Origin of the sequence: Brachybacterium sp. SGAir0954, assembly GCF_005490785.1 — a bacterium.
Taxonomy (GTDB): Bacteria; Actinomycetota; Actinomycetes; order Actinomycetales; family Dermabacteraceae; genus Brachybacterium; species Brachybacterium rhamnosum.
The window spans coordinates 129,781-153,121 of record NZ_CP027295.1 but is presented as its reverse complement, the minus strand read 5'-3'; the positions used below and the strand labels follow the sequence as shown (position 1 = coordinate 153,121).

The window sequence follows — 23,341 nt, the reverse complement described above, 5'->3', positions numbered from 1 at the left end:
ACCTTCCTGGTGGGGGAGTGCGGTGGGGGCGGTCCGTCGTCGGGACTCAGACGAGCGGCGCCGCGGGCGGGGACGGGGGGACCGTCACGGCCGCCGGCGCGGGGGCGGTCGCGGCGGGGCCGAGGTCCTCGTCCTTCATGAGGTCGATGCCGCGGGACTCGCGGATCGTGGCGACCGTGATGATGCCGACCACGCCGACGGCCGCAAGGAAGTAGCCGGGCATCATCGTGCTGCCGGTCGTGTCGATGAGCCAGGTCAGCACGTACGGGGCCGTGCCGGCGAAGAGCGCCGCGGTGAGCGCGTAGGCGATGGAGAGGCCTGTCTGCCGGGTACGGGTGGGGAACAGCTCGACGACGGTCACGGCGTGCGTGCCGAGGATGATCGCGAGGATCAGCGCGAGCCCCATGGTCGAGGTGAGCGCGGCCCAGGTGGTGCCGACGCGCATCAGGGCGAACAGCGGCACCGAGAGGACCGTGAGCGCGATCGCGGCGGTGAACAGCACCGGCCGGCGGCCCACACGGTCCGAGGCGGCGCCGGCGAGCGGGACGACGACGAGCGCGAGCGCGGAGCCGAGGGTGGACAGGAGCGCGGCGCGGCCGGCGTCGAAGCCGAGGTTCACCTCCTGGTAGGTCAGCAGGTAGACCAGCACGACGTAGAAGGTCACGTTCATGAAGATCTCCATGCCGCAGGTCTTGAGGAACTCGCGCCAGTTGGAGCGGAACACCTCGCGCACGGGGGAGGAGGAGACGGTCTCGAGCTCCTGCAGGGCACGGAATTCGGGGGTGTCCTCGATGCGTCGGCGGATGTAGAACCCGATGAGGCCCAGCGGAACGGTGACGAGGAACGGGATGCGCCAGGCCCAGCCGGTGATCTGGTCGCCGGTGAACACGGTCTCGAGGACGAGCACGATGAAGGAGGCGAGCAGGAAGCCGAGCAGGCTGCCGAACTCGAGCCAGCTGCAGCCGAACCCGCGGCGGTGCGCGGGGGAGAACTCGCCGAGGAACGCGGCGGCGCTGCCGAACTCGCCGCCGGCGGCGAGGCCCTGCACCACGCGGGTGGCGATGAGCAGGATCGGCGCGAGGATGCCGATGGTCGCGTAGCCGGGGAGGACGCCGAGCACGAGCGTGGATAGGGCCATCGAGAGGATGACGACCGTGAGGGTCGTGGTGCGGCCGAGCTTGTCGCCGAGGCGGCCGAAGACGACCGCGCCGATCGGGCGGACCAGGAACGAGATCGCGAAGACCCCGAAGGTGGCGAGCAGGCCGGCGGGCCTGCTGGCGTCGGGGAAGAAGACGGCGGAGATCGTGGTCGCCATGTAGGCGTAGACCGCCCAGTCGAACCAGTGGACGAGCACGCCGATCGAGCCGGCAATGGTGCTGGTGCGGACGGCGCGGCGGTCCACCTGGGCGCTGCGGGGGTCCGGGACGGCGGGGGCGGTCATGGTGAATCCCCTCCTCGGGGGTGATGGGTCCGACCAGAATCGGGACCGCCGAGGATTCGTGCAAATAGTGGAATGCGGGGAAGTTCTTCTGTTCTCGAGATATAGCCAGGCGTTTTTCGCCGTGATCAAAGCGTGATGAGCGGTCTCATCAGTCGCGGTCCGCGCTCGCCCCGGGGCTGCCGGGAGCCTGGGGAGAGGGCGACGGATCGGCCGTTCACACAGGTGAAGTGGGTGAACTGGGCTCCTCGGATGCTGTGCTGCCGGCGATCACCGCACGGCACGCCTCCGCGAAGGCGCGCGCCCGGCGCGTGGGCAGTGCGCCGTCGTCATTCCACGCCAGCACGATGTCGAGAGAACGCGTCTGCTCGATGATCGGAATGTGGTAAAGGCTCCCGCCGGAATAAGTCGATTCGATCTTCGGCTGCTGGTTCAGCAGCGTGAAGCCGTGCCCCATGGCGACCATCGCCCGCACCGCCTCGTAGCTCTCGAAGCGGTAGCGGACCGTCGGTTGGAGCCCGTGATCGGTGAAGGTCCGCAGGAAGTAGTCGCGGCTGAGCGGAAGGTCCAGCAGCACCAGCGGCTCGGTGGCGAGCTCGGCGAGACTCACCGCCTCGCGCCCCGCGAGCGGATGGTCCTGGGCGACCGCCGCGTACAGCGGCACCTGAGCGAGCGTCTCGAGACGCACCGTTGCGTCCAGCCCGAGGTCGTACGTCAGCGCCACCTCGATCCGATGCGCGGCGAGGGCGGGGGCGACCTCGTCCGCCGTCAGCTCGGTGACGTCCACGTGCAGCCCCGGCGCCCGCTCGCCCAGGTCCCGGACGAGGGTGGGGAGGAAGAACGGCGCCAGGGTGCGGAAGCAGCCGACGCTGACCCGCCCGCTGAGGGACTCGGAGTGCACGGACGCGACGGCGTCGTCGAGCTCCGCGAGGATCTGCCGGGCACGCTGGAGGAAGTCCTCGCCCGCGGCGGTCAGCTGGAGGCCCTTGGCGCGCTGGCGGATCAGCAGCCGCACCCCCAGCTGCTGCTCGAGATGCGAGATCGCCGTCGAGATAGCGGACTGCGCGATGAACAGCTCCTCCGCGGCAGCCGTCATGCTGCCGCGCTCCGCGGACTCCACGAAGTAGGCCAGCTGGGTGAGCGAGATGTCCCGTCGCCTGATCGTCATGCATGCTCCTGGCGCGAACGAGATGGCAGTGGGCGGATCGCGCATCCGCTGGTGGGTCATTCTCCTCGCGTTCCGCGGAGGTGCTGCGCCCGGCCGCCCGACGGTCGCGGGACCCGAGGGAAGATCAAGTCGGCGTCGGCAGCCAGATCCACCCCTCGTCCGCCGCGGCAGCGGTGAGCTCGACAGGCGGAGAGACGGCCCGGCCGTGGAACACCTCGCGCGCGACGACTGCGGCGATCACCGCGTCCAGCGCATCATCGGTGGTTGCGCACAGCCCCTCGTGTCCGGCCCAGTCGAGCCACGGCCAGAGCGCGCCGAGCGCTTCCACGAGCTCGCCGCGCACCTGTGCTCCCGTGGCCTTCTTGTAGCGCACGGCCCCGAAACCCCACGCGGCCAGAGCAGCGCCCGGGTAGACCTCGCAGGTCACGCCCGTGCCGTCGAGCGGGGTGGGAATGCCCTGCTCGCGCAGCCGCGCCGCGATGACCGTCCAGCGGATCGCCGGGTACGCGATCTTGTCCGCGGCGACGCTGAGCGGCGTCTTGCCGACCAGGCGGCGCACCTCGAGATCGGTCCTCCGATAGAGCACGTCACGGCGCCAGCCCGGACCGGTGTCCCCGGGGACGGCCAGGTCGCCGGAATGGTGCCCGCCGACGAGGTCGACGAACTGCCGAGGCCAGCCGAAGGGGACATCGACCCCGGCTTTCGCTGAGGGGACCACGGCAGCGAGCACGTCGTCGTCGCTCGCCCCCACACGAACGTCATCGATACGGACCGCCTCCCCGTCCTCGTAGAGCGTGGCGAGGCCGGTCCGGCGGGGATCCGCCGCGAGGTCGACGCCGACGAACAGGCGCGTCGCCACCGCGTTCAGCCGTCCGACCGCGAGAACCGGTTCGTCATGTGATTGCTCGCGGTGAACAGAACCTCGCCGAGCAGCGCGTCGGTCGCCGTGCGGATCTTCTCGGCGACGGCCGTGTTCGCCGCGGCGAGCAGCGCCGGCACGGCCGACGGCTCGTCGGCCCCGGCGGCCTCCTGGTCCGCGGCGTGCACGGCGGCGTGGCCGAGCGCGAGGGTGCGCTGCTGGTAGCGCTCGATCGCGGGGATCACCTCGTGGAAGTGGGCATCCGCAAGGGCGGCGATCATGCGGGAGGCCCAGTAGAAGCTGTCCGTGCTCACGGTCGCCTCGGTGGTCCTCAGGTACGCGGGCGCCTCCTCGACGTTCGTGAACATCGGGATCAGAGTGTTGAAGGGGTTCGAGGCGTAGGCGACCCACTGCAGCGCACGATGCGACTCCGGCAGGTCCGAGCGGATCTGCAGGATCGCGAGGGCGTTGTGCCGGTTGATGCCGACGGGCCGGAACGCGCGACGCTCGGCGTCGGTGCCGCGGAAGGAGTACGGGTCGAACACGGTGCCCTGGTAGTGGGAGCTGAGCACGTCCTTCACGTCGTCCACGGTGAGCAGCCGCTCGGGGCGCCGGCTCCACGGCAGGCGGTCCGAGTCCGGGCTCGCACCGGGACGGCCGGCGTCCCAGTCCTCGGCCCGCGGGTTCAGGGTGCGCTGCATGAACCAGGCACGGGGCGTGTTGTAGACGTGGTCGGCGTCGCTGTGGGAGCCGAACGCCTCGCGGGGGTTGAACACCGACGGCGCCGCATCCTCCGCATCGCGCTGCGTGAGGTCCAGGCGGTGCTCGGCGAGGAACGCGCGCAGGTCCGGGCTCGCGAGGTGGTCGCGGCCGGGGCCCCCGGCGTCGGCCAGGTCGAAGGAGTCGATGCCCAGCTGGTTCGGCATCGTCACGTAGTGGTCCTCCGGCACGCGCCGCGCGATCCAGTGGTGCCCGCCCACCGTCTCGAGCCACCAGATGTCGTGCTCGTCGCTGAACGCCACCCCGTTCATCTCGTAGGTGCCGTGCTCGGCGAGCAGCGCGCCGAGGCGCTCCACGCCCTCGCGCGCGGTGCGGATGTAGGGCAGGACGAGGGTCACGAAGTCCTCCTCGCCGAACCCGCCCGGTGTCCCCGTCGCCGGGTCGTGTGCGACGAGCGGATCCGCGCCGAGCACCCGGGGATTGCTCGTGATCGTCTCCGTGGCGCTCATGGCGACGTTCGCGGCGTTGATCCCGGCACAGGCCCAGACCCCCTCGTCCGGAAGGGCATTCGGGATCGCGGTGTACCGCAGGGGATCGCCGGGCAGCTCGATCGTGCGCTTGCCGATCACCGAGGTATAGGTGCGCGGCTGATCGGCCGGCTGCACCACGACGACCTTCTTCGGGTCGAAGGTGCCATTGCCGGAGTCCTCGTTCCGAGCGACGATCGGCGACCCGTCGGCGCTCGCGTTGCGGCCGACGAGCAGGGTGGTGCAGGGCATGGGCGAGGGCTCCTGGTGCGAGGGGAGGGTCCTGCCACTCTACGACCGGGCGCGGAGAGGGCCGGCCGCGGTCAGCGCGGGGAGGGCATCCAGACCTCGGCCTGCGAGTCCTCGTCGTAGTAGTGGCCGGAGGGGATGGTCTGCAGCTCGATGAGCATCCCCCACGGCGCCTTCACGTAGACGCTGCCGTTGCCCGGCGAGTCCTCGTGGCGGCTGTTGCCGTGCACCTCGGACAGGGCCGTGCCGCCGGCCGCGACGAGCCGGGCGAGGCTGCCCTCGATGTCGTCGCAGTACAGCGAGATGTGGTTCAGGCCGAAGTCGGCGAGGCCCGACGCCGCCCGCTGCTCCCCGCTGATCTCGAACACCTCCAGGCCCGGCCCCTCGCCGATGACGATCATTCGCTGGCGGTGGATCGCCGCCCCGGAGGGCAGTCCGAGCTGTCGCTCGACCTCCTCGCCCTCGCGCGGCTCGTCCTCGGGCGTGAGGCCGTCGTAGGCGACCTTCGCGCCAAGCCCGTCGACGAAGAACGTGGTGGCGGCGTCGAGATCGGGGACCGTCACCCCGATGTGCTGGATGCCGCGGGGCAGCGGGCCAGGGGTGGGAGCGGGGGACTCGGGCATGGGGGTGTCCTCTCTCGGGTGATGCGCGGTGCTTGCGTCTACGGCCAACGTACTCGCGCAGGCAGGGGCGGCCGACGTCCCCTGTTCCGGCGCCGCGTCGGCGACCCACAGCCAGACTCGGCGCATGGCAGACCTCGACGCATTCCCGCACCACGTCTTCGACGCCCTCGGCAGGGCGCGACTCCGGGGTAGACGGCGCTGTTCACCGATGCCTCGGGGAAGTTCGTGATCGAGGAGGACTGACGTCCACCCTCACTGCGTGCGGCCGACGGGGCTGCGGCCTACACGGCCGCCTTTGCCTCCAAGAACAGATCCATCGGCATCTCCCGATCGAGCTTCCAGACGATCTGCATCGGCTTCGACCCTGTCGCTTGCTGGAACTGGAGCGTTCCGAGGCACGTGTACGGCTCCGTGCCGAGGTCACCGGTCTTCGCACGGCGCACGAAGAGGATGACGTCGGAGCCACGGGAGGCGTGATTGATGTAGCGCTGACCGGTGGCGCTGTGGGTGCCGGTGGTGCTTTGCGATTCCCAGTGGAAGTGGTCCTGGTTGATCGCGTAGTCGCGATACATCGTGGTGGGGGAGTAGTCGGTCTCTGACTTCTTGAGCGTGACGAGGAGGGCGTCCGCCTGGAGGGTGGGGAGCCACTTCACGCCCTCGCGGATGGCGCCCGGCGTCCCGGTGTCTCGCGTTCCGAGGCCCAGCCCAGCAAGTAGCTCTTCGCGCGAGTAGGTGGCGTGGGAGCGCAGCGGCGTTGCCGAGGCGCGGCCACCGAGGGGCTCTGGGCGCACACGGCCCACTTGGGCTTTGTACTCCAGCAGGTTCAGGAGTTCCCGCACGACGGGCGGTCGTGAGCGCAGCTCTTCCAAGCCGGCGCGTACGCCCCGTGTGCCGGTCGGCCAGATCGAGAAATAGAGCATCGCGGCATACAGGTTCGTGTCGACGTCAGCGGGAAGCTCGGGCGCGTCGAGGAGCGAACGGTAGGCGGCGATCCGGTCGGCGTCGTCCACGTGTGTGAGCGTCCTGACGCGCCGGAGCAAGACGTCATCCTCGACGGACAGTTCCCCCTGCACCTCAGCGTTGGGGAAGGCCCAGTCCACGAGCGCCGACCACGACGATGCCCGCTGGCTCCCACCGAACGTACGCGTTGGCGGGGCGTAGACATCTGCGAGGGAACGCTCAGCGGTCTCGAGATACGTGCCGAGGTTGTAGTCCTCCGGGGCGACATCCTCGGGCAGATGCTGGCGCACATCCGCGACGAGGTCCTTGGTGGAGAGCTTGAGCTGCTTCTTCACGTTGCTCAGCACGATGTCCTGGGCGACCGCATCAAAGACGATCTGGCAGCCGGGCGGAAGGAAGGGGAATCCCTCGTCGATGTTGCGTTGGAGCTGGTTCCGGGAGAGTCCGGTCAGCGCGCGGTACTTCAGATCAAAGCGGAAGGCCTCGTTCTGTAGGCCCACAAAGTCGAGCACGGTGAGCACGGACTTGCCCTCCGCGCGGCGCAGGCCGCGGCCCAGTTGCTGCAGGAAGATCGTGGAGGACTGCGTGGGTCGCAGCATGAGGACCGTGTCGATCATGGGGATGTCGAGGCCTTCGTTGAACAGGTCGACTGCGAACAGGCAGGTCACGTCGCCGTTGCGCAGGCTTTCCAGACCACGTCGTCGTTCCTCAGGGTGTGATTCCCCGGAGAGGGCGAGCGCCGGGAGGCCCGCGTCGTTGAACACCCGTGCCATGTAGCGCGCATGCTCCACGCTGACGCAGAACCCCAACGCGCGCATGCTCGGTGGATCGGTGACCTTGTCCTCGACAGCCGCGAGGATCTTCGCGGCGCGTGCGTCATTTCCGGTGAGGGCCCGCGCCAGTTGGCCGGTGTCATAGCGGCCGCGGGAGAAGCGCAGGGAGCGGAGGTCCACACCGTCGCCGATACCGAAGTAGTGGAAGGGCACCAGAAGATCGGCTTCGAGGGCGTCCCAGAGTCGGAGCTCGCTCGCGGCCCGGCCGTCAAAGAATGCCTGGGTGACGTTCACGCCGTCGGCCCGTTCGGGTGTCGCAGTGAGGCCGAGCAGCTCCGCCGGGGTGAAGTGGTCCAGCACGCGCCGGTAGGAGTTCGCATCGGCATGGTGGAACTCGTCGATCACGACGATGTCGAAGTGGGCAGGGTCCCATCGCTCGAGCTCCTGCGTACGCGCCATTGACTGGATCGACGCGAAGACGTGTGTCCCCTTCAGTGGGCGATGCCCATCCACCATGAGCTCGCCGAACGCCTCTTCCTTGAGGACGTCACGGTACGTGCGCAGTGACTGCTCGAGGATCTCCTTGCGGTGCGCGAGGAACAGGAGCCGCGGCTGCTGGTGCGCGGACGGACGTAACCGCTTGTAGTCCAGGGCAGCGACGACTGTCTTCCCGGTCCCCGTCGCAGCGATGACGAGGTTCTTATGCCGCCCACGAGTCTCGCGCTCGGACTGGAGATCGTCGAGGATCTCCTGTTGATGCGGGTAGGGGCGCACATCGAGGCTGCTGATACCGAACAGCGTGCTGCGGCCGCGGCCTCCGTTCTTGGCGAGGAGCGCGTCGAGGTACTCGGCGTCCGTGTCGGGATCGTAAGAGGCGAACTCTCTACTGTCCCAATAGGTGTCAAAGGTGGACGCGAACTTGTCGAGCAGTGTCGAGGTCACCTGGCGCGAGAGCTTCACGTTCCACTCGAGGCCGTCCACGAGCGCGGCACGGCTCATGTTCGAACTGCCGACGTAGGCCGTGGTGTATCCGCTGTGGCGGTGAAACATCCACGCCTTCGCATGGAGGTGCGTGGACTGCGCGTCGTAGTTGATCCGCACCTCGGAGCCCAGCGCGCGCACAAAGTAATCCAGCGCGCGGCGGTCCGTCGCCCCGATGTACGTAGTGGTGAGGACTCGGATCGGCACGCCGCGGTCGGCAGCAGCCTTGAGGGAAGCTTCGAGCACCCGGATCCCGCTCCACTGCACAAAGGCACACAGCAAGTCGATGCGATCGGCGCTTGCCATCTCCCGGCGCAGCTCCGAGCCGAGCTGCGGGTCATTGCGGGCGTTGGTCATGAGCGCCACGTCGCTGAGACGCGTCGCCGGCCGATCCAGCGGAACTGCGCCTGGCCGGGACACTTCCGTCAGCAGACGCGGCCCGGGCGAGACCTGTCCCTGCTGCCCCGCGAGTGGCAGCGCGTTCAGCACCGAGTTGGCAAGGTCAATGCGTTGCTCCGGCGAAGCCTCGCGGAGTGCTTGTTCGACGACGGTGCTGATGTGCTGCGTGAGGACGTGGGTGACCTCGGCCGCGTCCACGTCCGTCGTGGACGCGGTGAAGCCATTGGCCTCGGCGGTCGTGATGAGATCGGCGAGGCCGGTGGTGACGAGGAGTTCGTACAGGCCTGGGTCGAGTCGGTCGGCTGGGATCACTGCGCCTCACTCTCGTGATCGCGGAGGTCGCGGATCCTCTGCGGCAGCCCGCGGATGATGGGAACGTCGCCGGGCGCCCAGTCCCATTGGTCCAACTCCGTGAGGGGAATCCATTGCATCGCGTCGTGGTCAGTACTCGCGGCGGGTTCGGCTCCTGCGAGTGTTGCGAGGTAGCAGGAGAGCTCGATGGTCTTCTCGCCCACCGAAGCCACGCTGCGATCCACGATAGGGCCGACCACGACCGTCACGGACAGCTCCTCGTCGAGTTCGCGCGCGAGCGCCTGTTCCGGCGTCTCTCCCGGTTCCACCTTGCCGCCGGGGAACTCCCACAGCCCGCCAGCGCTCCGCTCGGGGTTGCGGCGGGCCGCGAAGACCATGTTTTCGCGCACGATGACGGCGCCGACGACGCGCACGATAGGGGTGGCGTTCACGGGGGCTCCTCCGCGGGTGGGCAATACGATCTGGACTCGACTTAATAGGTGTTCAGCTATTCAAAGGAGGAGTCTGTTTGTACCCTCGGTCTAAATTAGAATGGAGCGGATTCGAGTCCGCAATGATGGATCCGCGACGTACACATACGTCCCCCGCATCCCTCGCGTCAGCAGCACCCGGTAGACGTTGGTGATGTAGCGCAGCAGGTCCTCGTCGGAGGTGGTTCGGCCGCGCATGGTGTTGTTGGCCTTGCCCTTGGCGTCGAAGTAGTTCTTGCGGTCGGCGACGAGCTTGCCGGTGTCGAGATCGATGCGGAGGTCGCCGCCGATGATGACGCCGGCGTAGTTGAGGTCGTAGCCCTGGACGGTGTGGATCGAGCCGACCTCCTCGAGGGAGGTCTTCGAGGCGATCCAGTCGACGTCGGAGACGTTCCAGTCCAGGGCGACGCCGTCGAGCTCGATGTCGTGCAGTCCGCTCTTGCCTTTGCTGCGCCACTTCCAGGCGTAGCCGGCGACGAGCCGGGCGAGGCCGTGCTCGGCGTCGCGCTCCCGGATCCGCTGGTGCATCGCGCCGAGGTCGTCGAACAGCTCGAACTCGTAGTCGCCGAGGTCAGGCATTGACGTGGGTGGGTCGTCGGAGATCAGGGCGCGAGCGAACTCGAGATACTCCTTCCCGCCCTTCACCCGCATCTGGGTGTCCAGCGGATAGAGCCGCTTCTGCTCGCGGGTCTCGGCGAGGACCTTCTCGAACACCTCGGGCTCGATGTCGATCGGGCGGACGCTCTGGGCAGTGTCGAGCAGAAGGATCGTGTGGCGCGAGCGCTTGCGGATCCAGTCGAGCTGGTTGATCGAGAGGTCGTCCACCCCGAAGAGCCTGCGCGTCGTCTCCCCGTACCGCTTGGTGAGCGTGCCGTGGGCCTGGGCGCCGCGCTGGGTGAGGCGGTGGGCTTCGTCAACCACGATGACGTCGAAGTCCTCTTCCGCGTCGGCGACGTCGTACGGGGTGAGAACCTGGGTGGAGTTCAGCGCGGGCACCTTCCGGAACACCTTGCTGATGGACTTGCGGAGTGACTTCTGTGGGACGACGAGGCCGATCCGCAGTCCCTGGAACAGCTCGCGGTTCCCCTCGACGAAGAGGTCGGAGAACATCGAGTCACCCTCGACCTCGTCGGTGGGGTCGAAGACGGAGAGGTCCCGCATCAGCTTCATGAGGTAGATGCCGACGATCGTCTTCCCGGTGCCGGGATCACCCTGGATCGCGGCGATCGTGCGCACCTCGGGACGACGGAGGTCCTCGACGAGGCCCTCCATGATGTCGAGGACGGCGACGCCCTGCTCCGTGTTGAGCGCCTTGTACGGGGAGAGCTTGAAGAGGTCCGAGTTCTCGATCTCGGGGATCGACCGCTCGAAGTAGCCGCGCGAGCGGAGCTCGTCGAAGATCTCCTTGAAGGTGTCGTTGTACTCGCTGCGCTGGAAGTAGTCATGGTTGGTGATGCCCTCGTTGCGGTTCAGGACGTCGAACTTGCCGTCGCCGCCGAGCAGGCGGATCAGCAGTGACTCGAGATCCAGGCAGGCGGAGCCGTTGAAGCGCTCATCGAAGACGATCCGCACCTCCTTGAGGTGCTCCTTCTGCTTCGACTTGAGGTGCTGCCGCATCCGGCGGTCCGCACTGCCGGTCTCCCCGACGTAGATGTCGTGCCCGTCCTCGATGAGGTAGACGACGGGCCAATTGGTGAAGCGGGGGAGTCGTCCCCTCGTCTCCTCCACCGACTCCGGAGTGAAGCGGAGCTCCTCGATCTCAAAGGCGGTCATACTTCGTGCTCCGTCCCTTCGCCTTCTCGACGGGGTACTTCTGCCCGGTGCGTTCGAGCTTCGCGCGGACGATCTGCTCCGGGTCGAGGTCGAGCTTGTCCGCGAGGAGGAGTGCGTAGGTCAGCACGTCGGCGAGCTCCCCGGCCACCTCGTCGCGGTCGGCGTCGCCGTTCCACTGGTAGCACTCGAGCAGCTCGGCGGCCTCGATGGAGATCGACTTGGCGAGGTTCTCCGGGGAGTGGAACTGGCCCCAGTCGCGCTCGGCCATGAAGGATCGCAGGGTCTCGAGCAGGTCTTCGCCGGTCATGGCTTCAACCTAGCAATCGTGTGGATGGCCAGGGCTGAGGATCGAAGCCGATCGCTCGAGCCGTTCGCCGTCCACCAACGACCTCGCGAGAACAGAATGTCGCATGTGGGCGGTATCGTCCGGCCATGCACATCGCCCCTGGGCAGGGCCTCAACGCGACCGCCATCGACTTCGAGACGGCGAACTCGGTTCACGCATCCGCTTGCGCGGTGGGGCTGGCGAAGATCCGCGATGGAGGCATCGTTGAGACCGCCTCGTGGCTGATCGCGCCCCCTGAAGGTCTGGACCATTTCGCGCCTCGGAACGTGGCCATCCACGGCATCACCGCGAAGGAGGTAGACGGTGCGCCTTCCTGGGCGAAGGTTCTCCCCGAAGTGCTGAGCTTCGCCGGCGGTGATCCGTTCGTCGCGCACAATGCGTCCTTCGATCGCTCGGTGTTCCGGAAGGCGAGCGTCGCGTTCGACCTCGAGGTCCCGGACACGGTCTGGTATGACACGTTGCCGATCGCTCGTCGACTGTTGACGCTCGGTTCGTACTCCTTGCCTTTCGTCGCCAACGCACTGGATCTTCCGGACCTCACCCATCACGAGGCCGAGGCCGACGCAGTCCAAGCCGCCCGGATCCTCCTCGCCCTCGCCGGCCGGTCGGGGGTCGACTCGATCGCGGAACTCGCTAACCCATCGGGCATCCATTCGGTCCCGACGAGGCCAGGATCGCTCTCACGTCCTGTCGGCGACGGTTCACGGGCTGCTGGGGACTTCTCCTCGCTGGCGGCGACGGACGTGCTGGCGGGGGAGAGCGTCGTCTTCACTGGCACCCTGTCTCTACACACCCGTGCCGAGGCCCATGCACTGGTTGAGCACTACGGTGGCACCTGGCAGAAGAGCGTGACAAAGGCGACCACCATCTTCGTCAGCGGGGATCTCGACCCTCGCACCTTCAGACCCGGCGCCGAGTTCAGCCGCAAGCTGCAGAAGGCGATGGACCTCGCCGAGAAGGGGCAGCCGCTCGAGATCCTGACCGAACAGGATCTGATCGACCGGCTCGACATCGGCCAAGAAGCGCTGGAAGCGGCGACGCGTGAGCAGCGTGCCGTGGGCAGGACGGGGTGGTTGCCCCTGCATGTCGTCGAGCAAGCCAGGGCGCTCACAGGTGAAGATCTCAATTACTCCACGTGGCTCCGTCAGGCGCTGCGTCGCCCGGCCGGACACCCGGGCGCCGGCGACCAGTGTCTGCGCTGCGAGGGGGCGATCGGCCCGGACGTCTACTGGATGTTCCGGGAACGGTGGATGTGTTCGCCGGAGTGCAACGACGGGCTGAAGCGTGCTGCGAAGAAGGCATGGTCGGATCAAGGGATCGATCGACCTTCGGCACCGAGCTATGCCGCGAGCTGGGCGCGATGAGACGTCGGAAGCCCTGACGTCGTCGTCCTGAACACCGATGAGCCCGAGGGTGTCCATTCACCGTCGCGCGAGCGCCCGCATCGTCGCCCCGGAGACCTCGGCGAGCTCGCGCCACAGGCCGTAGGCCTCGTCGTATCGAGGGACCAGATCCGGATCCGGGTCGATGGTGTCCCCGCGGCGCACCAGCGCGAGCGGCTCCGACCAGTCCTCGAAGACGCCGGCCTCCTGGCCCGCCGCGAAGGCCGCGCCGAGCGAGGCCCCGGGATGGTCCACCACCGTGTCGAGCGGAGTGCCCAGCACGGAGGCATGGATCTGCTTCCACAGCAGCGAGGTCGCGCCGCCGTTGGTGACGGTGGCGTGCTCGAGCCGTACGCCCCGCTCCCGCAGCACCTCCGCGTTGTGGCGGAAGCCGAAGGCGATCCCCTCGAGCGCCGCCCGGTAGAGGTCCACCGCGTCATGGCCCAGGTGCATGCCGGCGAAGATGCCGCGCAGATCAGGGTCGTTGATCGGTGTCTTCTCGCCCAGGAAGTACGGGAGGCACAGCACCTCGGCGGCGGTGCGGCGTGAAGCCTCCTCGTCCATCTGTGCGAGGCCCTCGATGCGGAGCGTGGATTGCACCCATCGGACGAGGCTCCCGCTGGTCGCCATGCACCCGTTGGGCAGCCACAGCCCGGGCAGCGGGTGCTCGTCGAGGAAGAAGCGCGCATCGGCCACGGGCTCCTGGGAGACGGCGAGGATGTCCCCGGCGCCGCCCAGCTTCACCAGCCAGTCGCCGAGGTCGCCGAGGCCTGCGCTGTACGCGGAGAGCACGTGGTCGGCGCCGCCCACGACCAGCGGCGTCCCGACGGCGATGCCGGTGCGACCCGCCGCCGCGGCATCGAGCTCGCCGACGATCGTCCCCGAGCTCCGCACCGGCACGAGGCGCTCCGAGAGCCCGGGCACCGCCTTGGTGACCGTGGCGTGCTCCTCGCCCCGGACGGTGAACAGACCGGACTCGAGCGCCCAGTTCCCCTCCACGTGCACGGCGGCGCCGAGGTGCGTGAGCAGCCAGTCGTAGGAGCCGAGGATCGCCGCGGAGCGCCTCCACGCCTCCGGCTCGTGCCGGGAGAGCCATAGCGCTTTCGGCGCGACGGACTGCTGGCTGAGCACCGAACCGGTCGCGGCGAGCAGCGCCTCCTGGTCGATCCCCGCCGCGAGCTCGCGCACCTCGGCATGGGCCCGGGCGTCGTTCTGCAGGATCGCCGGTCGCAAGGGGGAACCTTCGGCGTCGACGAGGAGCACTGCCGGTACCATTCCGGTGGTCGCGATGCCGGCGATGGATCGGCTCCCGGCGGCCCCGGCGAGCTCGGACAGCGCGGAGTCGACGTTCTCGGCCCACTGACGCGGATCCGCCTCCGCCCAGCCCGGCTGCGGGGACATCAGCCGATTGCTGCGATTCGTCTGCGCGATCATGCCGCGCTCCGGGTCCACCAGGATCGCCTTCACCCCGGTGGTGCCGATGTCGATTCCGATCAGCAGGCCGGGTGTCTCCGCACGCATCGATCAGCCCTTGGCGGCGTCGACGAAGCGACGGGCACGATCGGCGTCCACCGGGTTCCAGGTGCCGCCGTCCACCTTCAGTGACGAGCCCACGATGCAGCCGTCCGCCACGGTGAGCATCTCCGCGATCGTCTCCGCACGAGCACCCGTGTTCAGCAGCACCGGGATCTCCTCCGGCACCACCTCGCGCACCTCGCGCAGCACCGCCGGATCCGGTCCCGCCCCCGCCATCGGCCCCGAGACGAGGATGCCGTCAGGCAAGGAGGAGACGACGGTCGAACGCGCGATCTGCGCGAAGCTGCGTGTGCCGATCGGGGAGGCGAATTCGGGGGAGATGTTCATGAGGATCGCCGTGTCACCGGCGTCCAGCCGCCGTCGCTCCCGCAGCGTCTCGGCCGCGTCGGTGTTCCACAGGCCCATGTCGGACTCCCACACCCCTGTGACGACCTCCCGCAGGAAGCTCGCCCCGGTCGCGACGGCGGTCGCGAGCGCGATCCGCGGGTCCCACAGGTAGTCCACCCCGAACGGGATCGACGTGGGCCGGCACTCGGTGACGACGCGCGCCATCACCGCGGAGGCCTCCGGGCCGGCGTGCAGCTGGTACGGGCGGTCGTTCTCGTTGCAGAACATCACCGCGTCGAACCCGGCGTCCACCAGCAGGTCCACGTCCTTCTGGACGTGCTCGACGAGCGCGTCCACGCCGCCGGCTGCGTCGTAGAGCGGGGTGCCGGGCAGCGCCGGCACGTGCGCCATGGCGATGAGGGGCTTGTCGACCGTGGGGAAGACGGCGCGGAAGAGGGAGGTCATGTGTGCTCCTGAGTTCGGTGAGGGAGAGGGAGATGGGTACGGCGTCAGTGCGGGGTGCCGGGGACGGTGACGACCTCGGTCCCGGCGGACTGCGCTTCCAGGACCACCACGTGATCGCTCGGCGCGTCGGTGACGAGGACGTCGACCGCGGAGAGCGGGGCGATGGTGACGAGGTGGACGCGGCCGAGCTTCGCGGAGTCCGCGCCGACGATCACGCGGCGCGCCCCCTCGACGGCGGCCCGCTTCACCGCAGCCTCCTCGGGGTGGTACTCGGTGAGTCCGCGGCGCGGGTCCACGCCGGCGACTCCCGCCACGTAGGTGTCGCAGTTGTACCGGGAGACGAGCTTCTCGGCATCGGGCCCGATGAGGCTCAGCTCCTCCGGGCGCACCACGCCTCCGGCGAGGACCACGGTGGTGCCGGGCTCGTCGGCCAGGATCGTGGCGACCTTGATGGAGGGGGTCACGACTGTCAGCCCCAGACCGCGGCCGCGCACGGCCTCGGCGACCGAGGCGACGGTCGAGCCGCTGTCGAGCAGGACCACCTCGCCGGGGGCCAGCATCGAGGCGATGGCGGCACCGATGTCTCGCTTCGTGCCTGCGGCGCGGATCTCCCGCGCCCCGTAGGACGGCTCGAACGCCGCTCCGCCGGTCACCGCGATCGCCCCGCCGGTGACCCTGCGGACCACGCCCGCCTGCTCCAGCGCCTCGATGTCGCGCCGAATGGTCATGGCGCTGACCTGCAGCTCCTCGGCCAGTGTCGCGAACTGCACCTCGCCGTCACGGATCACCCGCTCCTCGATAGCGCTGCGCCGATCACTCACGTCCATGTGAGCCTCCTTCTGCCGCGGCCATCCTGGCCGTGAGAGTGTCGAAATCCCTCTGCTGCTGAGCGCGGGCGGCCTCGGCATCGACCGTGAGCAGCTCGCCGCCGCGCATCAGCCACCGGCCGGCGACCATCGAGGCGGTGACCGACGCCCCGCTCGCACCGTAGACCAGCGCCGACTCGAGGCTCTGTGCACCCACGGGCCCCCGGGGCAGCTGCGCGAGCGGGAGCGCGATGAGGTCCGCGACGCCGCCGGGGGCGAGGGTGCCGTCCGCCGGGCCGCCGCCGAGGGCGCAATGCCCGCCGGTGGTCGCGATCGCGAGGATCTCCCGCGGGGTCACCTGGTTCGGGACGCGGGAGGTGAACGCGGCGAGCTTCCCGAGCGTGCGCATCTCCTCGAAGAGATCGGCGTTCGTGTTGTTGCAGGGGTTGTCGGTGCCGAGGGCGACGTTCACCCCGGCGTCCAGGGCGGCGCGCACCGGCGCGGCGGGCACCCCGGACTGCATCGCGACCGACGGCACCACGGCCATGGCCGCGCGAGTCCCCGCGAGGAGCGGCAGCTCCGCGGGATCCACCGTCGTGCAGTGGGCGAGGATCGTGGGGACCTCGAGCATGCCCATGGCGATGAGCTGCCGGATCGACGTGGTGCCGTGGTGCTCGGCGCAGTAGGCGTCCTCCTCGCCGGAGGTGGAGTAGTGGACGTGGAGGCCCACCCCGAGCCGGGCGGCGGTGTCCCGGGCGGCGATCATCGCCTCCGGCTGGTTGTCCACGAAGTAGGCGTGGGGTCCCAGCCAGCCGCGGACCACCTCGGATTCGCCCTGCATCGATTCCGCGAACCGCGTGGCGGCGGAGAGCTCGCGGGCTCGGGCGTCGTCGTCGCCGAGCTCGACGATGCCCCAGGCGAGGGCCGCCCGCAGGCCGGAGGCGATCACAGCGGGGGCGATCCGGTCCGCGAAGAAGTACTGGTCCGCAAAGGTGGTGATCCCGTGTCGGATGAAGTCGGCGCAGCTCACGGACGTGGAGGCGGGGACCAGCTCCTCGGTCAGGTGCGCCTCCGCCCGGCGCAGCACCGCGAGGAAGCCCTCCATGGTCAGCAGCGAGTGCCCTTCGCCGATCCCGCGCATCAGCGACATCGGCGTGTGGGCGTGGGCGTTGACGAGCCCCGGCATGACCACGACTGCACCGAGGTCCACGACGTCGGGTCCGGCCGGCCGGGCCCCGTGGAGCGGCCCGGCACCGGCGATCCTGCCGTCCTCGATCTCGACGACGCCCGGGGTGTGAACGTCCCCGGTCCCCGTCCAGACGACGTCCGCGACCACGAGCCGCGTTCCCTCCAGCCCGCTCATGCGGCCTCCTCCCCGGCGGCCATCAGCCGTCCGATCCGTTCCCTGTCGATCTGGTCGTGCGCGAAAGGGCCGATGACTCGGCCCTGGTACATGACAGCGATGCGATGCGAGAGGGCGAGCACCTCGTCGAGCTCGGTCGAGACGAGGAGGACCCCCACCCCTGCCTCGCACGCCTGCAGCAGCGTCCGGTGCACGAACTCGATCGAGCCGACGTCCAGCCCGCGCGTCGGCTGGTTGGCCAGCACCACCGCCGGATCGCCGGCGAGCTCCCGGCCGATCACGATCTTCTGCAGGTTCCCTCCGGAGAGCGTGCGGACCGCGCGGGTGGGGGCGGAGCCGCGCACCTCGTAGTCCTCGATGAGCCGGCGGGCGAAGGCACGCCGCTCGCGCCGTCGGACGACTCCCCGCCGGGCGAACCGGGGGGAGCGGAAAGCCGTCGCCGCCGCGTTCTCCTCGAGGCTCGCCTGCAGGTTCAGGCCCACGGCCATGCGGTCCGCCGCGATGTGGGCGAGCCCTGCCCGACGGATCGCGGCGGGGGTGGCGCCGGTGATGTCGCGCCCCTGGAGGTGTACAGTGCCCGCCTCGACCGGGGTGAGCCCGGCGATGGCCTCGATGAGCTCGTCCTGCCCGTTGCCGCTCACGCCGGCGATCCCGAGCACCTCGCCCTTCCGCAGCGAGAGGCTCGCCTCGCCCGTCCCGCCATGCCCCGGAAGGCGGACGCCCTCGAGGTCGAGCACCGTGCCCTGCGGCGAGGCGTCGGAGCTCATGCGTGGCTGCTCCACCTCCCGACCCACCATGAGGCGGGCGAGCTCCGCCTGGTCGGCCTCTCCGCGCTGGAGCGTGGTGACGATCTCGCCGCGGCGCATGACGATGATCCGATCGGCGATCGCCTGCACCTCCGGGAGCTTGTGCGAGATGAATAGGATGCTCCGCCCGGTGGCGGCGAGGTCGTGGACCAGGACGAGCAGCTCCTCCGCCTCGGGTGGGGTGAGCACCGCCGTCGGCTCGTCGAAGATGAGGGTGCGGGCCTCCGCGGCGAGGGCTTTGAGGATCTCCACCCGCTGCTGGGCGCCGATCGGCAGGTCCCCGGCACGGCGGGAGACGTCGATCGACAGCCCGCTGCGGGCCGCGAGGGTACCCACGAACGCGCGGGCGGCGCGGTCGTCGTAGAGCCCGCGCCCCACCGGCTCGCGCCCCAGCAGGACGTTCTGCGCCACGGTGAAGCTCGGCACCAGCTCGAAGTGCTGGTGGACCATGCCCAGCCCGGCCGCGATCGCGTCCTGAGGGTTGGTGATCGTGCGGGGGGAGCCGTCCACGAGGATCTCGCCCGCGTCCGGCTCGTGGATCCCGAAAAGCAGGTTCATCAGAGTGCTCTTCCCGGTGCCGTTCTCCCCGATGATCGCGACGATCTCTCCGGGCTGCACCGCGAACGAGACGTCGGCGACGGCGAGCACGCCCGTGGAGGCGAAGTACTTCCGCAGGCCGCGGAGCTCGAGCCGGGGAGTGTCCGGCGGCGGCGCGTCGACGGGGGTCCGTGCTGATCGCATGATCAGCCGGCCAGACCGAGGTTGGAGCAGGCCGCCGAGGAGGGGTCGTTGAGCGCGTCGCAGACCTCCAGGTCGCCGTCGAGGATCTTCTTCCTGAGGGCGTCGACGTCCTTCTCGGTCTCCGGCAGCTTCGCCGTCATCGCCTCGGGGCCTTCGTCCGCGAAGACGGTGGAGCCGTCGTCCCAGGAGAGCCCGCTGACGCCGTCGGCCATCCCCGCTGCGACGAACCCGGATGTGAACTCGTCCTTCTTCGCGGACTCGATGAGGTTGAAGGTCGAGGTGTCGACCCGCTTCATCACCGAGGTGATGACCGTGCCCGGGGCGTCGGCATCCTGGTCCGAGTCGACGCCGATCGCGTAGGCGCCCTGCTGCTTGGCCGCCGTGAGGACTCCCTGCCCGGAGAGGCCGGCGACGCCGTAGATGATGTCGGCGCCTCCCTGGTACAGGGAGAGTGCAGCCTCCTGGCCGACGGCCGGGTCGGAGAACTCCCCGTTGAGGTAGCTCGGGGTGACGGTGCACTCGGGGCAGGCCTCCAGGACGCCCTGCTTGAAGCCGTAGTAGAACTGGTTCAGCCCGGGGTTGTCGATGCCGAGCACCGCCCCGACCTTGTGGGTCTCGGTCATCGACCCGGCGATGTATCCGCCGAGGAAGCTCGCCTCGTGCATGTCGATGGAGAAGGCCTGCACATTGTCCGGGAGATCCTCGGTGAGGATGTCGCTCGGGACGCCGAACAGCTGATCTGGGTTCTCCGTGGCGACGGCGAGCAGCGAGTCCGGGTCCAGGCCCGGGGCCAAGATGATGTCCGGGTGCGTCGCCACGGTCGAGCGCAGCACGCTCTCCTGCTGGGAGACGGACTCCGCCTCGACGACGCGGCCGGTGACGCCGAGCTCCTTCTCCGCCCGCTTCGTGCCGGCGATCGCGGAGTCGATGAAGCCGCCGTCGCCGGCGGCACCGGGGGTGACGAGGGCATAGGTGAAGGAGTCGTCCGAGGACCCTGAGGCCCCCTGGCTCCCTCCGCAGCCGGCGAGGGAGAGCATGGCGACGAGTGCGAGGGCGCCGGTGGCGCGGGCGAGGCGGGGACGGGACATGGTTTCCTCCGGTGGTGCGGTTCGGGCGACGGGGTGGTGGGCGAGACGGTCGGGGTCAGGGCGGGCCGGTGCGGGTGGTCGCTGCCGAGGCGGGCTCGACCTCGGTGGTCGACACGGCCTCGTCGACGGGGACGGGCGCCCGGCGCCTGCTCAGAGGGATCCGTGAGCTGCTCCTCCACAGCTGGAGGAACCGGCCGCGCGAGCGGGCGCGCAGACCCACCAGCACGAGGGCCACGAAGGCCGCGCCCTGGGGGAGGAACTGGGTCAGGCTCGCGGGCACGTCGAACTGCTGGAGCCGGATGCTCGCGGCGCTCGCCAGGCCGAACACGCCTGCGGCGGGGATCAGGAGGCCGGGTCGGTTCAGGGCGAGGAGCGCCGCGGTGATGCCGATCCAGCCGCGATCGGCGCTCATGTTCCGGGTGAACATCCCGAGATCGCCGACGGAGAGGAACGACCCGCCGAGGCCGGCGATGGCGCCGGCGACGATGAGCGCGAGCACTTGGGTACGGGCCACGGGCAGACCGGAGCTCGCCGCCGCCCCCGGGGCCTCGCCCACGGCGAGCAGGTGCCGACCGGCCCGCGTGCGGAACCAGAGGGCGAGCAGCCCCACGAGGAGGAACGCGGCGTAGACGAGGACGTTCCAGCGGTTCAGGAGGTGCCCGACGAACGGGAGATCGCCGAGCAGCGGGACGGTGATCGGGGTGAGCGTGGAGACGTCGGGCTTGTAGGTGCCCACACCGCCGAGGAACGAGCGCATGAGGAACACCGTGAGCTGCAGGACGAGGATGTTCAGGCCGATCGCGAGGACCACCAGGTCGACCTCGAAGCGGTGGGCGAGCGCCATGATCGCGCCGATCAGCGCCCCGGAGAGACTCGCCGCGAGCACCCCTGCGAGAGGGCTGCCAGTCCACGCGGCGACGAGGATCCCGGTGAACGAGCCGAGCAGCACCTTCGACTCGATCGCGAGGTTGAGGATCCCGGCGCGGGCCGAGATCAGCGAGGCGATCGCGGCGAAGAGGATCGGGGTGGTCATGCGGATCCCCGAGTTGAGGAAGTCGGCGACGACGTTCATCAGGCGTGCACCTCCGCCTGCTCGGTGGAGGGGCGGGTCCCGGCGTCGAGACGCCGGTTCGTGCGTCGCCGCTCGCGAGCCCGTTCGATGCGCTTCTGCAGGGGAGCCTGGATCGCGACGAGCACGATCATCAGGGCGAGGACGGTCGACCCGATCTCACGCGGGACCCCGAGCATGATCTGCAGGCCGTTCACCGCGCCCACCGTGATGCCGGCGTACAGGATGCCGACGACGCCGGCGCCGATCGCCGTGGTGCCGCCGAGGATCGCGGCGGTCAGGCCGGTGAGCCCGGTGCCGTCGCTGAAGCCCTCGATCACGCGGTAGTTCGCACCGAGCACCTGCACGCCCCCGCCGAGCCCGGCGAGCGCCCCGCCGATCAGACCGGCGCGAAGGACGGCCGACGTGGCTGACATCCCTGCGTACCGGGCGAAGGCGGTGGCCTCGCCACTCATCCGCTGCTCGTAGCCGAACGTCGTGCGGGACAGGTAGAACCACACGCCGATGCAGGCGATCACCGCGAGGACGAAGGCGAGGCCGAATTTGGTGGAGGGGTCGAAGACGGGAAGCTTGGCGGTGTCCGCGATCGTCCTCGTGTAACCCACCGTCGAGGCCTCGGCGCGAAGCGGGTAGTTCACCAGGTAGTTGAGCAGCAGGCCCGCCATCGTGTTGAGGATGATCGAGATGATCAGCTCGTTCACGCCGAGGAACAGCTTGAGGATCGCGGGCACCACGCCCCACGCGGCGCCCACAGCCGCGGCGGCGAGGAGGCACAGTGCGGGGTGGATGCCCGTCGGCGCGGAGGCCGCGGAGCCGACGACGGCGGCGGCCAGGCCGCCGAGCGCGTACTGGCCCTCCTGGCCGATGCTGAAGAGACCGCTGCGCAGGTTCACCACAGCGCCGAGGGCGCAGAACATGATCGGGGCGCCCAGGGCCAGGGTCCCGCCGAGATTGCAGTACCGCGGGTCGCAGGCGAATCCGGCCGTCGCGACTGTCGTCGCCGCGTCCCACGGGGAGACCCCGAGCGCCGAGACCAGGGCGCCGCCCACGATCAACGCCGCCAGAACCGCGCCGACGGGGAGCCCGCCGCGGAGCAACGTCCGCTCGACCCGTTCCTGCATCGCTCGTCCTCTCGTCACGCTCGACGGTCGGGGATCCGGCCGTACGTCGAGCTTGGAGGACGGGTGTTACAGAGTCACACTCTTGATGTTTCAGATCTGTTACTAGTTCACAGGACTGAGAAGGGTGACAGCTGTGGATGATGCCTTCTGCCGTGCATCGGATGATCAGGGACTGATGCGCGGGTAGGTGTCACATGATCTGTGGCGCTGGGCGGGAGTGGAGACGCGACCGTGGAGCTGTTCCTCCGTGACGTGGCGACGATCCCCGAGCAGTACTTCGCGTTGCGCCACGGCGAGATTCTGCGCGACGGGCTCGGCGCTGTGCACCTCGTGGCGACGCTGTTCGTCGACACCCCTAGAGGGGATGGCCGAGATCAGCTTGAAGCCCCTGGTGTCGCCTCCAATGTCGTGAAATGGAACCCGCGGCTGGCGGATGATCTCGAGACGTTCGCGGAAATCGAAGCAGCAGATCTGGACGAGCGCGTGGTGGATGCTGTGCGAGAACGTGGCCTCGCCGACCGAACGCAGCGCATCGCCCGAGATCTCGCGCGCACAGGACCCGTCCTCCGCTCCCGGGCCGATGCCGAAGCTCTTGCTCCTGGGGAGCTCGCTACGCGTATCGCGTGCGGAGAGCATGGCGACGCGCGGGTCGCCGAGATCGTTGAGATCCTGATCGGCGGCTCCGCATATATGCCAGGCCCTGCTCCTGAAGCCTTCGCCAGGCGTGCGGTCGTATCGTCCTCGGTGAGTACTCGACATCTGATCGAGGCGGCGTTCGCGGAGGAGCCTCGGGGGTCGGACGTCATGGTCTACGAGCTGGGGATCGTCCTGTGGGAGCTGGCCAAAGGGGCTGAGTCGGCATGAGCGACGAGGATGTCGGAGCAGATGGGTGACGGGACCGAGGTATCGCGCCGTGGTCCGCCGTTATCGAATCGTTCTTTACGCCCGCCTGATCCGGTCTTGAGAGGTCTGCCCCGTCTCTTACGCTTCGCCTGAAACGCTGGCAAGAGTGTCGGCGCTGAGCGGACCGGCGGAAAGC

Annotated in this window: 19 protein-coding genes; 2 read left to right on the top strand and 17 right to left on the bottom strand. The window is 69.3% G+C overall.

All coding sequences use genetic code 11. The features are described from left to right. Nucleotides 1-46 precede the first annotated feature (46 nt). The 9 genes from C1N80_RS00625 to C1N80_RS00585 form a co-directional block, all read right to left on the bottom strand. On the bottom strand, nt 47-1,441 hold the full coding sequence (locus C1N80_RS00625) for an MFS transporter (protein ID WP_137768990.1): 1,395 nt from the start codon (nt 1,439-1,441) through the stop codon (nt 47-49). Between the two features lie 214 nt (nt 1,442-1,655). After that, a complete protein-coding gene (locus tag C1N80_RS00620) occupies nt 1,656-2,606 on the bottom strand; it encodes a LysR family transcriptional regulator (RefSeq protein WP_205750656.1) in 951 nt (316 codons plus the stop codon). 124 nt (nt 2,607-2,730) lie between these two features. Next, nucleotides 2,731-3,465 (bottom strand): DUF429 domain-containing protein, encoded by a 735-nt coding sequence (locus tag C1N80_RS00615; RefSeq protein WP_168197981.1) that lies wholly within the window; start codon nt 3,463-3,465, stop codon nt 2,731-2,733. 5 nt (nt 3,466-3,470) lie between these two features. Then, complete coding sequence (locus C1N80_RS00610) at nt 3,471-4,964, bottom strand: C69 family dipeptidase (protein WP_137768989.1); 1,494 nt, start codon at nt 4,962-4,964, stop codon at nt 3,471-3,473. 71 nt (nt 4,965-5,035) lie between these two features. Beyond that, on the bottom strand, nt 5,036-5,584 hold the full coding sequence (locus C1N80_RS00605; protein ID WP_137768988.1) for a VOC family protein: 549 nt from the start codon (nt 5,582-5,584) through the stop codon (nt 5,036-5,038). Between the two features lie 281 nt (nt 5,585-5,865). Next, on the bottom strand, nt 5,866-9,009 hold the full coding sequence (locus C1N80_RS00600) for a DUF3427 domain-containing protein (RefSeq protein ID WP_137768987.1): 3,144 nt from the start codon (nt 9,007-9,009) through the stop codon (nt 5,866-5,868). Then, on the bottom strand, nt 9,006-9,440 hold the full coding sequence (locus C1N80_RS00595; RefSeq protein WP_240811179.1) for a (deoxy)nucleoside triphosphate pyrophosphohydrolase: 435 nt from the start codon (nt 9,438-9,440) through the stop codon (nt 9,006-9,008). Before C1N80_RS00595 ends, C1N80_RS00600 begins: the two co-directional genes overlap by 4 nt. Before the next feature lie 90 nt (nt 9,441-9,530). Next, nucleotides 9,531-11,252 (bottom strand): DUF2075 domain-containing protein, encoded by a 1,722-nt coding sequence (locus C1N80_RS00590; RefSeq protein WP_137768986.1) that lies wholly within the window; start codon nt 11,250-11,252, stop codon nt 9,531-9,533. Further along, nucleotides 11,239-11,559 carry a nucleotide pyrophosphohydrolase gene (locus C1N80_RS00585; RefSeq protein ID WP_137768985.1) on the bottom strand — a complete coding sequence of 107 codons (321 nt, stop codon included), beginning with the start codon at nt 11,557-11,559 and terminating at the stop codon, nt 11,239-11,241. Before C1N80_RS00585 ends, C1N80_RS00590 begins: the two co-directional genes overlap by 14 nt. A gap of 125 nt (nt 11,560-11,684) precedes the next feature. Between C1N80_RS00585 and C1N80_RS00580 the strand changes: the two genes are divergently transcribed. Continuing rightward, nucleotides 11,685-12,962 carry an exonuclease domain-containing protein gene (locus C1N80_RS00580; protein ID WP_137768984.1) on the top strand — a complete coding sequence of 426 codons (1,278 nt, stop codon included), beginning with the start codon at nt 11,685-11,687 and terminating at the stop codon, nt 12,960-12,962. 57 nt (nt 12,963-13,019) lie between these two features. Here C1N80_RS00580 and C1N80_RS00575 read toward each other — a convergent pair whose 3' ends face one another. The 8 genes from C1N80_RS00575 to C1N80_RS00540 are packed head-to-tail and all read right to left on the bottom strand — an operon-like array spanning nt 13,020 to nt 22,302. Beyond that, nucleotides 13,020-14,501, bottom strand: coding sequence for an FGGY-family carbohydrate kinase (locus tag C1N80_RS00575; protein ID WP_137768983.1), 1,482 nt, complete (start codon nt 14,499-14,501; stop codon nt 13,020-13,022). A gap of 3 nt (nt 14,502-14,504) precedes the next feature. After that, complete coding sequence (locus C1N80_RS00570) at nt 14,505-15,308, bottom strand: BtpA/SgcQ family protein (RefSeq protein ID WP_137768982.1); 804 nt, start codon at nt 15,306-15,308, stop codon at nt 14,505-14,507. A gap of 44 nt (nt 15,309-15,352) precedes the next feature. Beyond that, nucleotides 15,353-16,135, bottom strand: coding sequence for a DeoR/GlpR family DNA-binding transcription regulator (locus C1N80_RS00565; protein WP_137768981.1), 783 nt, complete (start codon nt 16,133-16,135; stop codon nt 15,353-15,355). Next, nucleotides 16,122-17,477: an amidohydrolase family protein gene (locus C1N80_RS00560; RefSeq protein WP_137768980.1), complete on the bottom strand. Its 1,356-nt coding sequence runs from the start codon at nt 17,475-17,477 to the stop codon at nt 16,122-16,124. The genes C1N80_RS00565 and C1N80_RS00560 overlap by 14 nt, the downstream gene beginning before the upstream one ends. Then, on the bottom strand, nt 17,474-19,024 hold the full coding sequence (locus C1N80_RS00555) for an ABC transporter ATP-binding protein (protein WP_137768979.1): 1,551 nt from the start codon (nt 19,022-19,024) through the stop codon (nt 17,474-17,476). The genes C1N80_RS00560 and C1N80_RS00555 overlap by 4 nt, the downstream gene beginning before the upstream one ends. Nucleotides 19,025-19,026: 2 nt before the next feature. Next, the gene (locus tag C1N80_RS00550) at nt 19,027-20,112 is read right to left on the bottom strand and encodes a BMP family ABC transporter substrate-binding protein (RefSeq protein ID WP_137768978.1); all 1,086 of its coding nucleotides are present in this window, start codon (nt 20,110-20,112) and stop codon (nt 19,027-19,029) included. A gap of 55 nt (nt 20,113-20,167) precedes the next feature. After that, a complete protein-coding gene (locus tag C1N80_RS00545) occupies nt 20,168-21,184 on the bottom strand; it encodes an ABC transporter permease (RefSeq protein WP_137768977.1) in 1,017 nt (338 codons plus the stop codon). Further along, entirely contained in the window at nt 21,184-22,302 is a 1,119-nt protein-coding gene (locus tag C1N80_RS00540) for an ABC transporter permease (RefSeq protein ID WP_137768976.1), read from the bottom strand. Before C1N80_RS00540 ends, C1N80_RS00545 begins: the two co-directional genes overlap by 1 nt. Before the next feature lie 231 nt (nt 22,303-22,533). Here C1N80_RS00540 and C1N80_RS00535 point away from each other — a divergent pair, with 231 nt between their 5' ends. Then, on the top strand, nt 22,534-23,166 hold the full coding sequence (locus C1N80_RS00535) for a hypothetical protein (protein WP_137768975.1): 633 nt from the start codon (nt 22,534-22,536) through the stop codon (nt 23,164-23,166). Nucleotides 23,167-23,341 lie beyond the last annotated feature (175 nt).

What these genes read in the sequence shown, in the direction of transcription:
- C1N80_RS00625 (WP_137768990.1), bottom strand. Translation starts at nt 1,441, where the DNA reads ATGACCGCCCCCGCCGTCCCGGACCCCCGCAGCGCCCAGGTGGACCGC.
- C1N80_RS00620 (WP_205750656.1), bottom strand. Translation starts at nt 2,606, where the DNA reads ATGACGATCAGGCGACGGGACATCTCGCTCACCCAGCTGGCCTACTTC.
- C1N80_RS00610 (WP_137768989.1), bottom strand. Translation starts at nt 4,964, where the DNA reads ATGCCCTGCACCACCCTGCTCGTCGGCCGCAACGCGAGCGCCGACGGG.
- C1N80_RS00605 (WP_137768988.1), bottom strand. Translation starts at nt 5,584, where the DNA reads ATGCCCGAGTCCCCCGCTCCCACCCCTGGCCCGCTGCCCCGCGGCATC.
- C1N80_RS00590 (WP_137768986.1), bottom strand. Translation starts at nt 11,252, where the DNA reads ATGACCGCCTTTGAGATCGAGGAGCTCCGCTTCACTCCGGAGTCGGTG.
- C1N80_RS00585 (WP_137768985.1), bottom strand. Translation starts at nt 11,559, where the DNA reads ATGACCGGCGAAGACCTGCTCGAGACCCTGCGATCCTTCATGGCCGAG.
- C1N80_RS00580 (WP_137768984.1), top strand. Translation starts at nt 11,685, where the DNA reads ATGCACATCGCCCCTGGGCAGGGCCTCAACGCGACCGCCATCGACTTC.
- C1N80_RS00575 (WP_137768983.1), bottom strand. Translation starts at nt 14,501, where the DNA reads ATGCGTGCGGAGACACCCGGCCTGCTGATCGGAATCGACATCGGCACC.
- C1N80_RS00570 (WP_137768982.1), bottom strand. Translation starts at nt 15,308, where the DNA reads ATGACCTCCCTCTTCCGCGCCGTCTTCCCCACGGTCGACAAGCCCCTC.
- C1N80_RS00565 (WP_137768981.1), bottom strand. Translation starts at nt 16,135, where the DNA reads ATGGACGTGAGTGATCGGCGCAGCGCTATCGAGGAGCGGGTGATCCGT.
- C1N80_RS00560 (WP_137768980.1), bottom strand. Translation starts at nt 17,477, where the DNA reads ATGAGCGGGCTGGAGGGAACGCGGCTCGTGGTCGCGGACGTCGTCTGG.
- C1N80_RS00555 (WP_137768979.1), bottom strand. Translation starts at nt 19,024, where the DNA reads ATGCGATCAGCACGGACCCCCGTCGACGCGCCGCCGCCGGACACTCCC.
- C1N80_RS00550 (WP_137768978.1), bottom strand. Translation starts at nt 20,112, where the DNA reads ATGTCCCGTCCCCGCCTCGCCCGCGCCACCGGCGCCCTCGCACTCGTC.
- C1N80_RS00545 (WP_137768977.1), bottom strand. Translation starts at nt 21,184, where the DNA reads ATGAACGTCGTCGCCGACTTCCTCAACTCGGGGATCCGCATGACCACC.
- C1N80_RS00540 (WP_137768976.1), bottom strand. Translation starts at nt 22,302, where the DNA reads ATGCAGGAACGGGTCGAGCGGACGTTGCTCCGCGGCGGGCTCCCCGTC.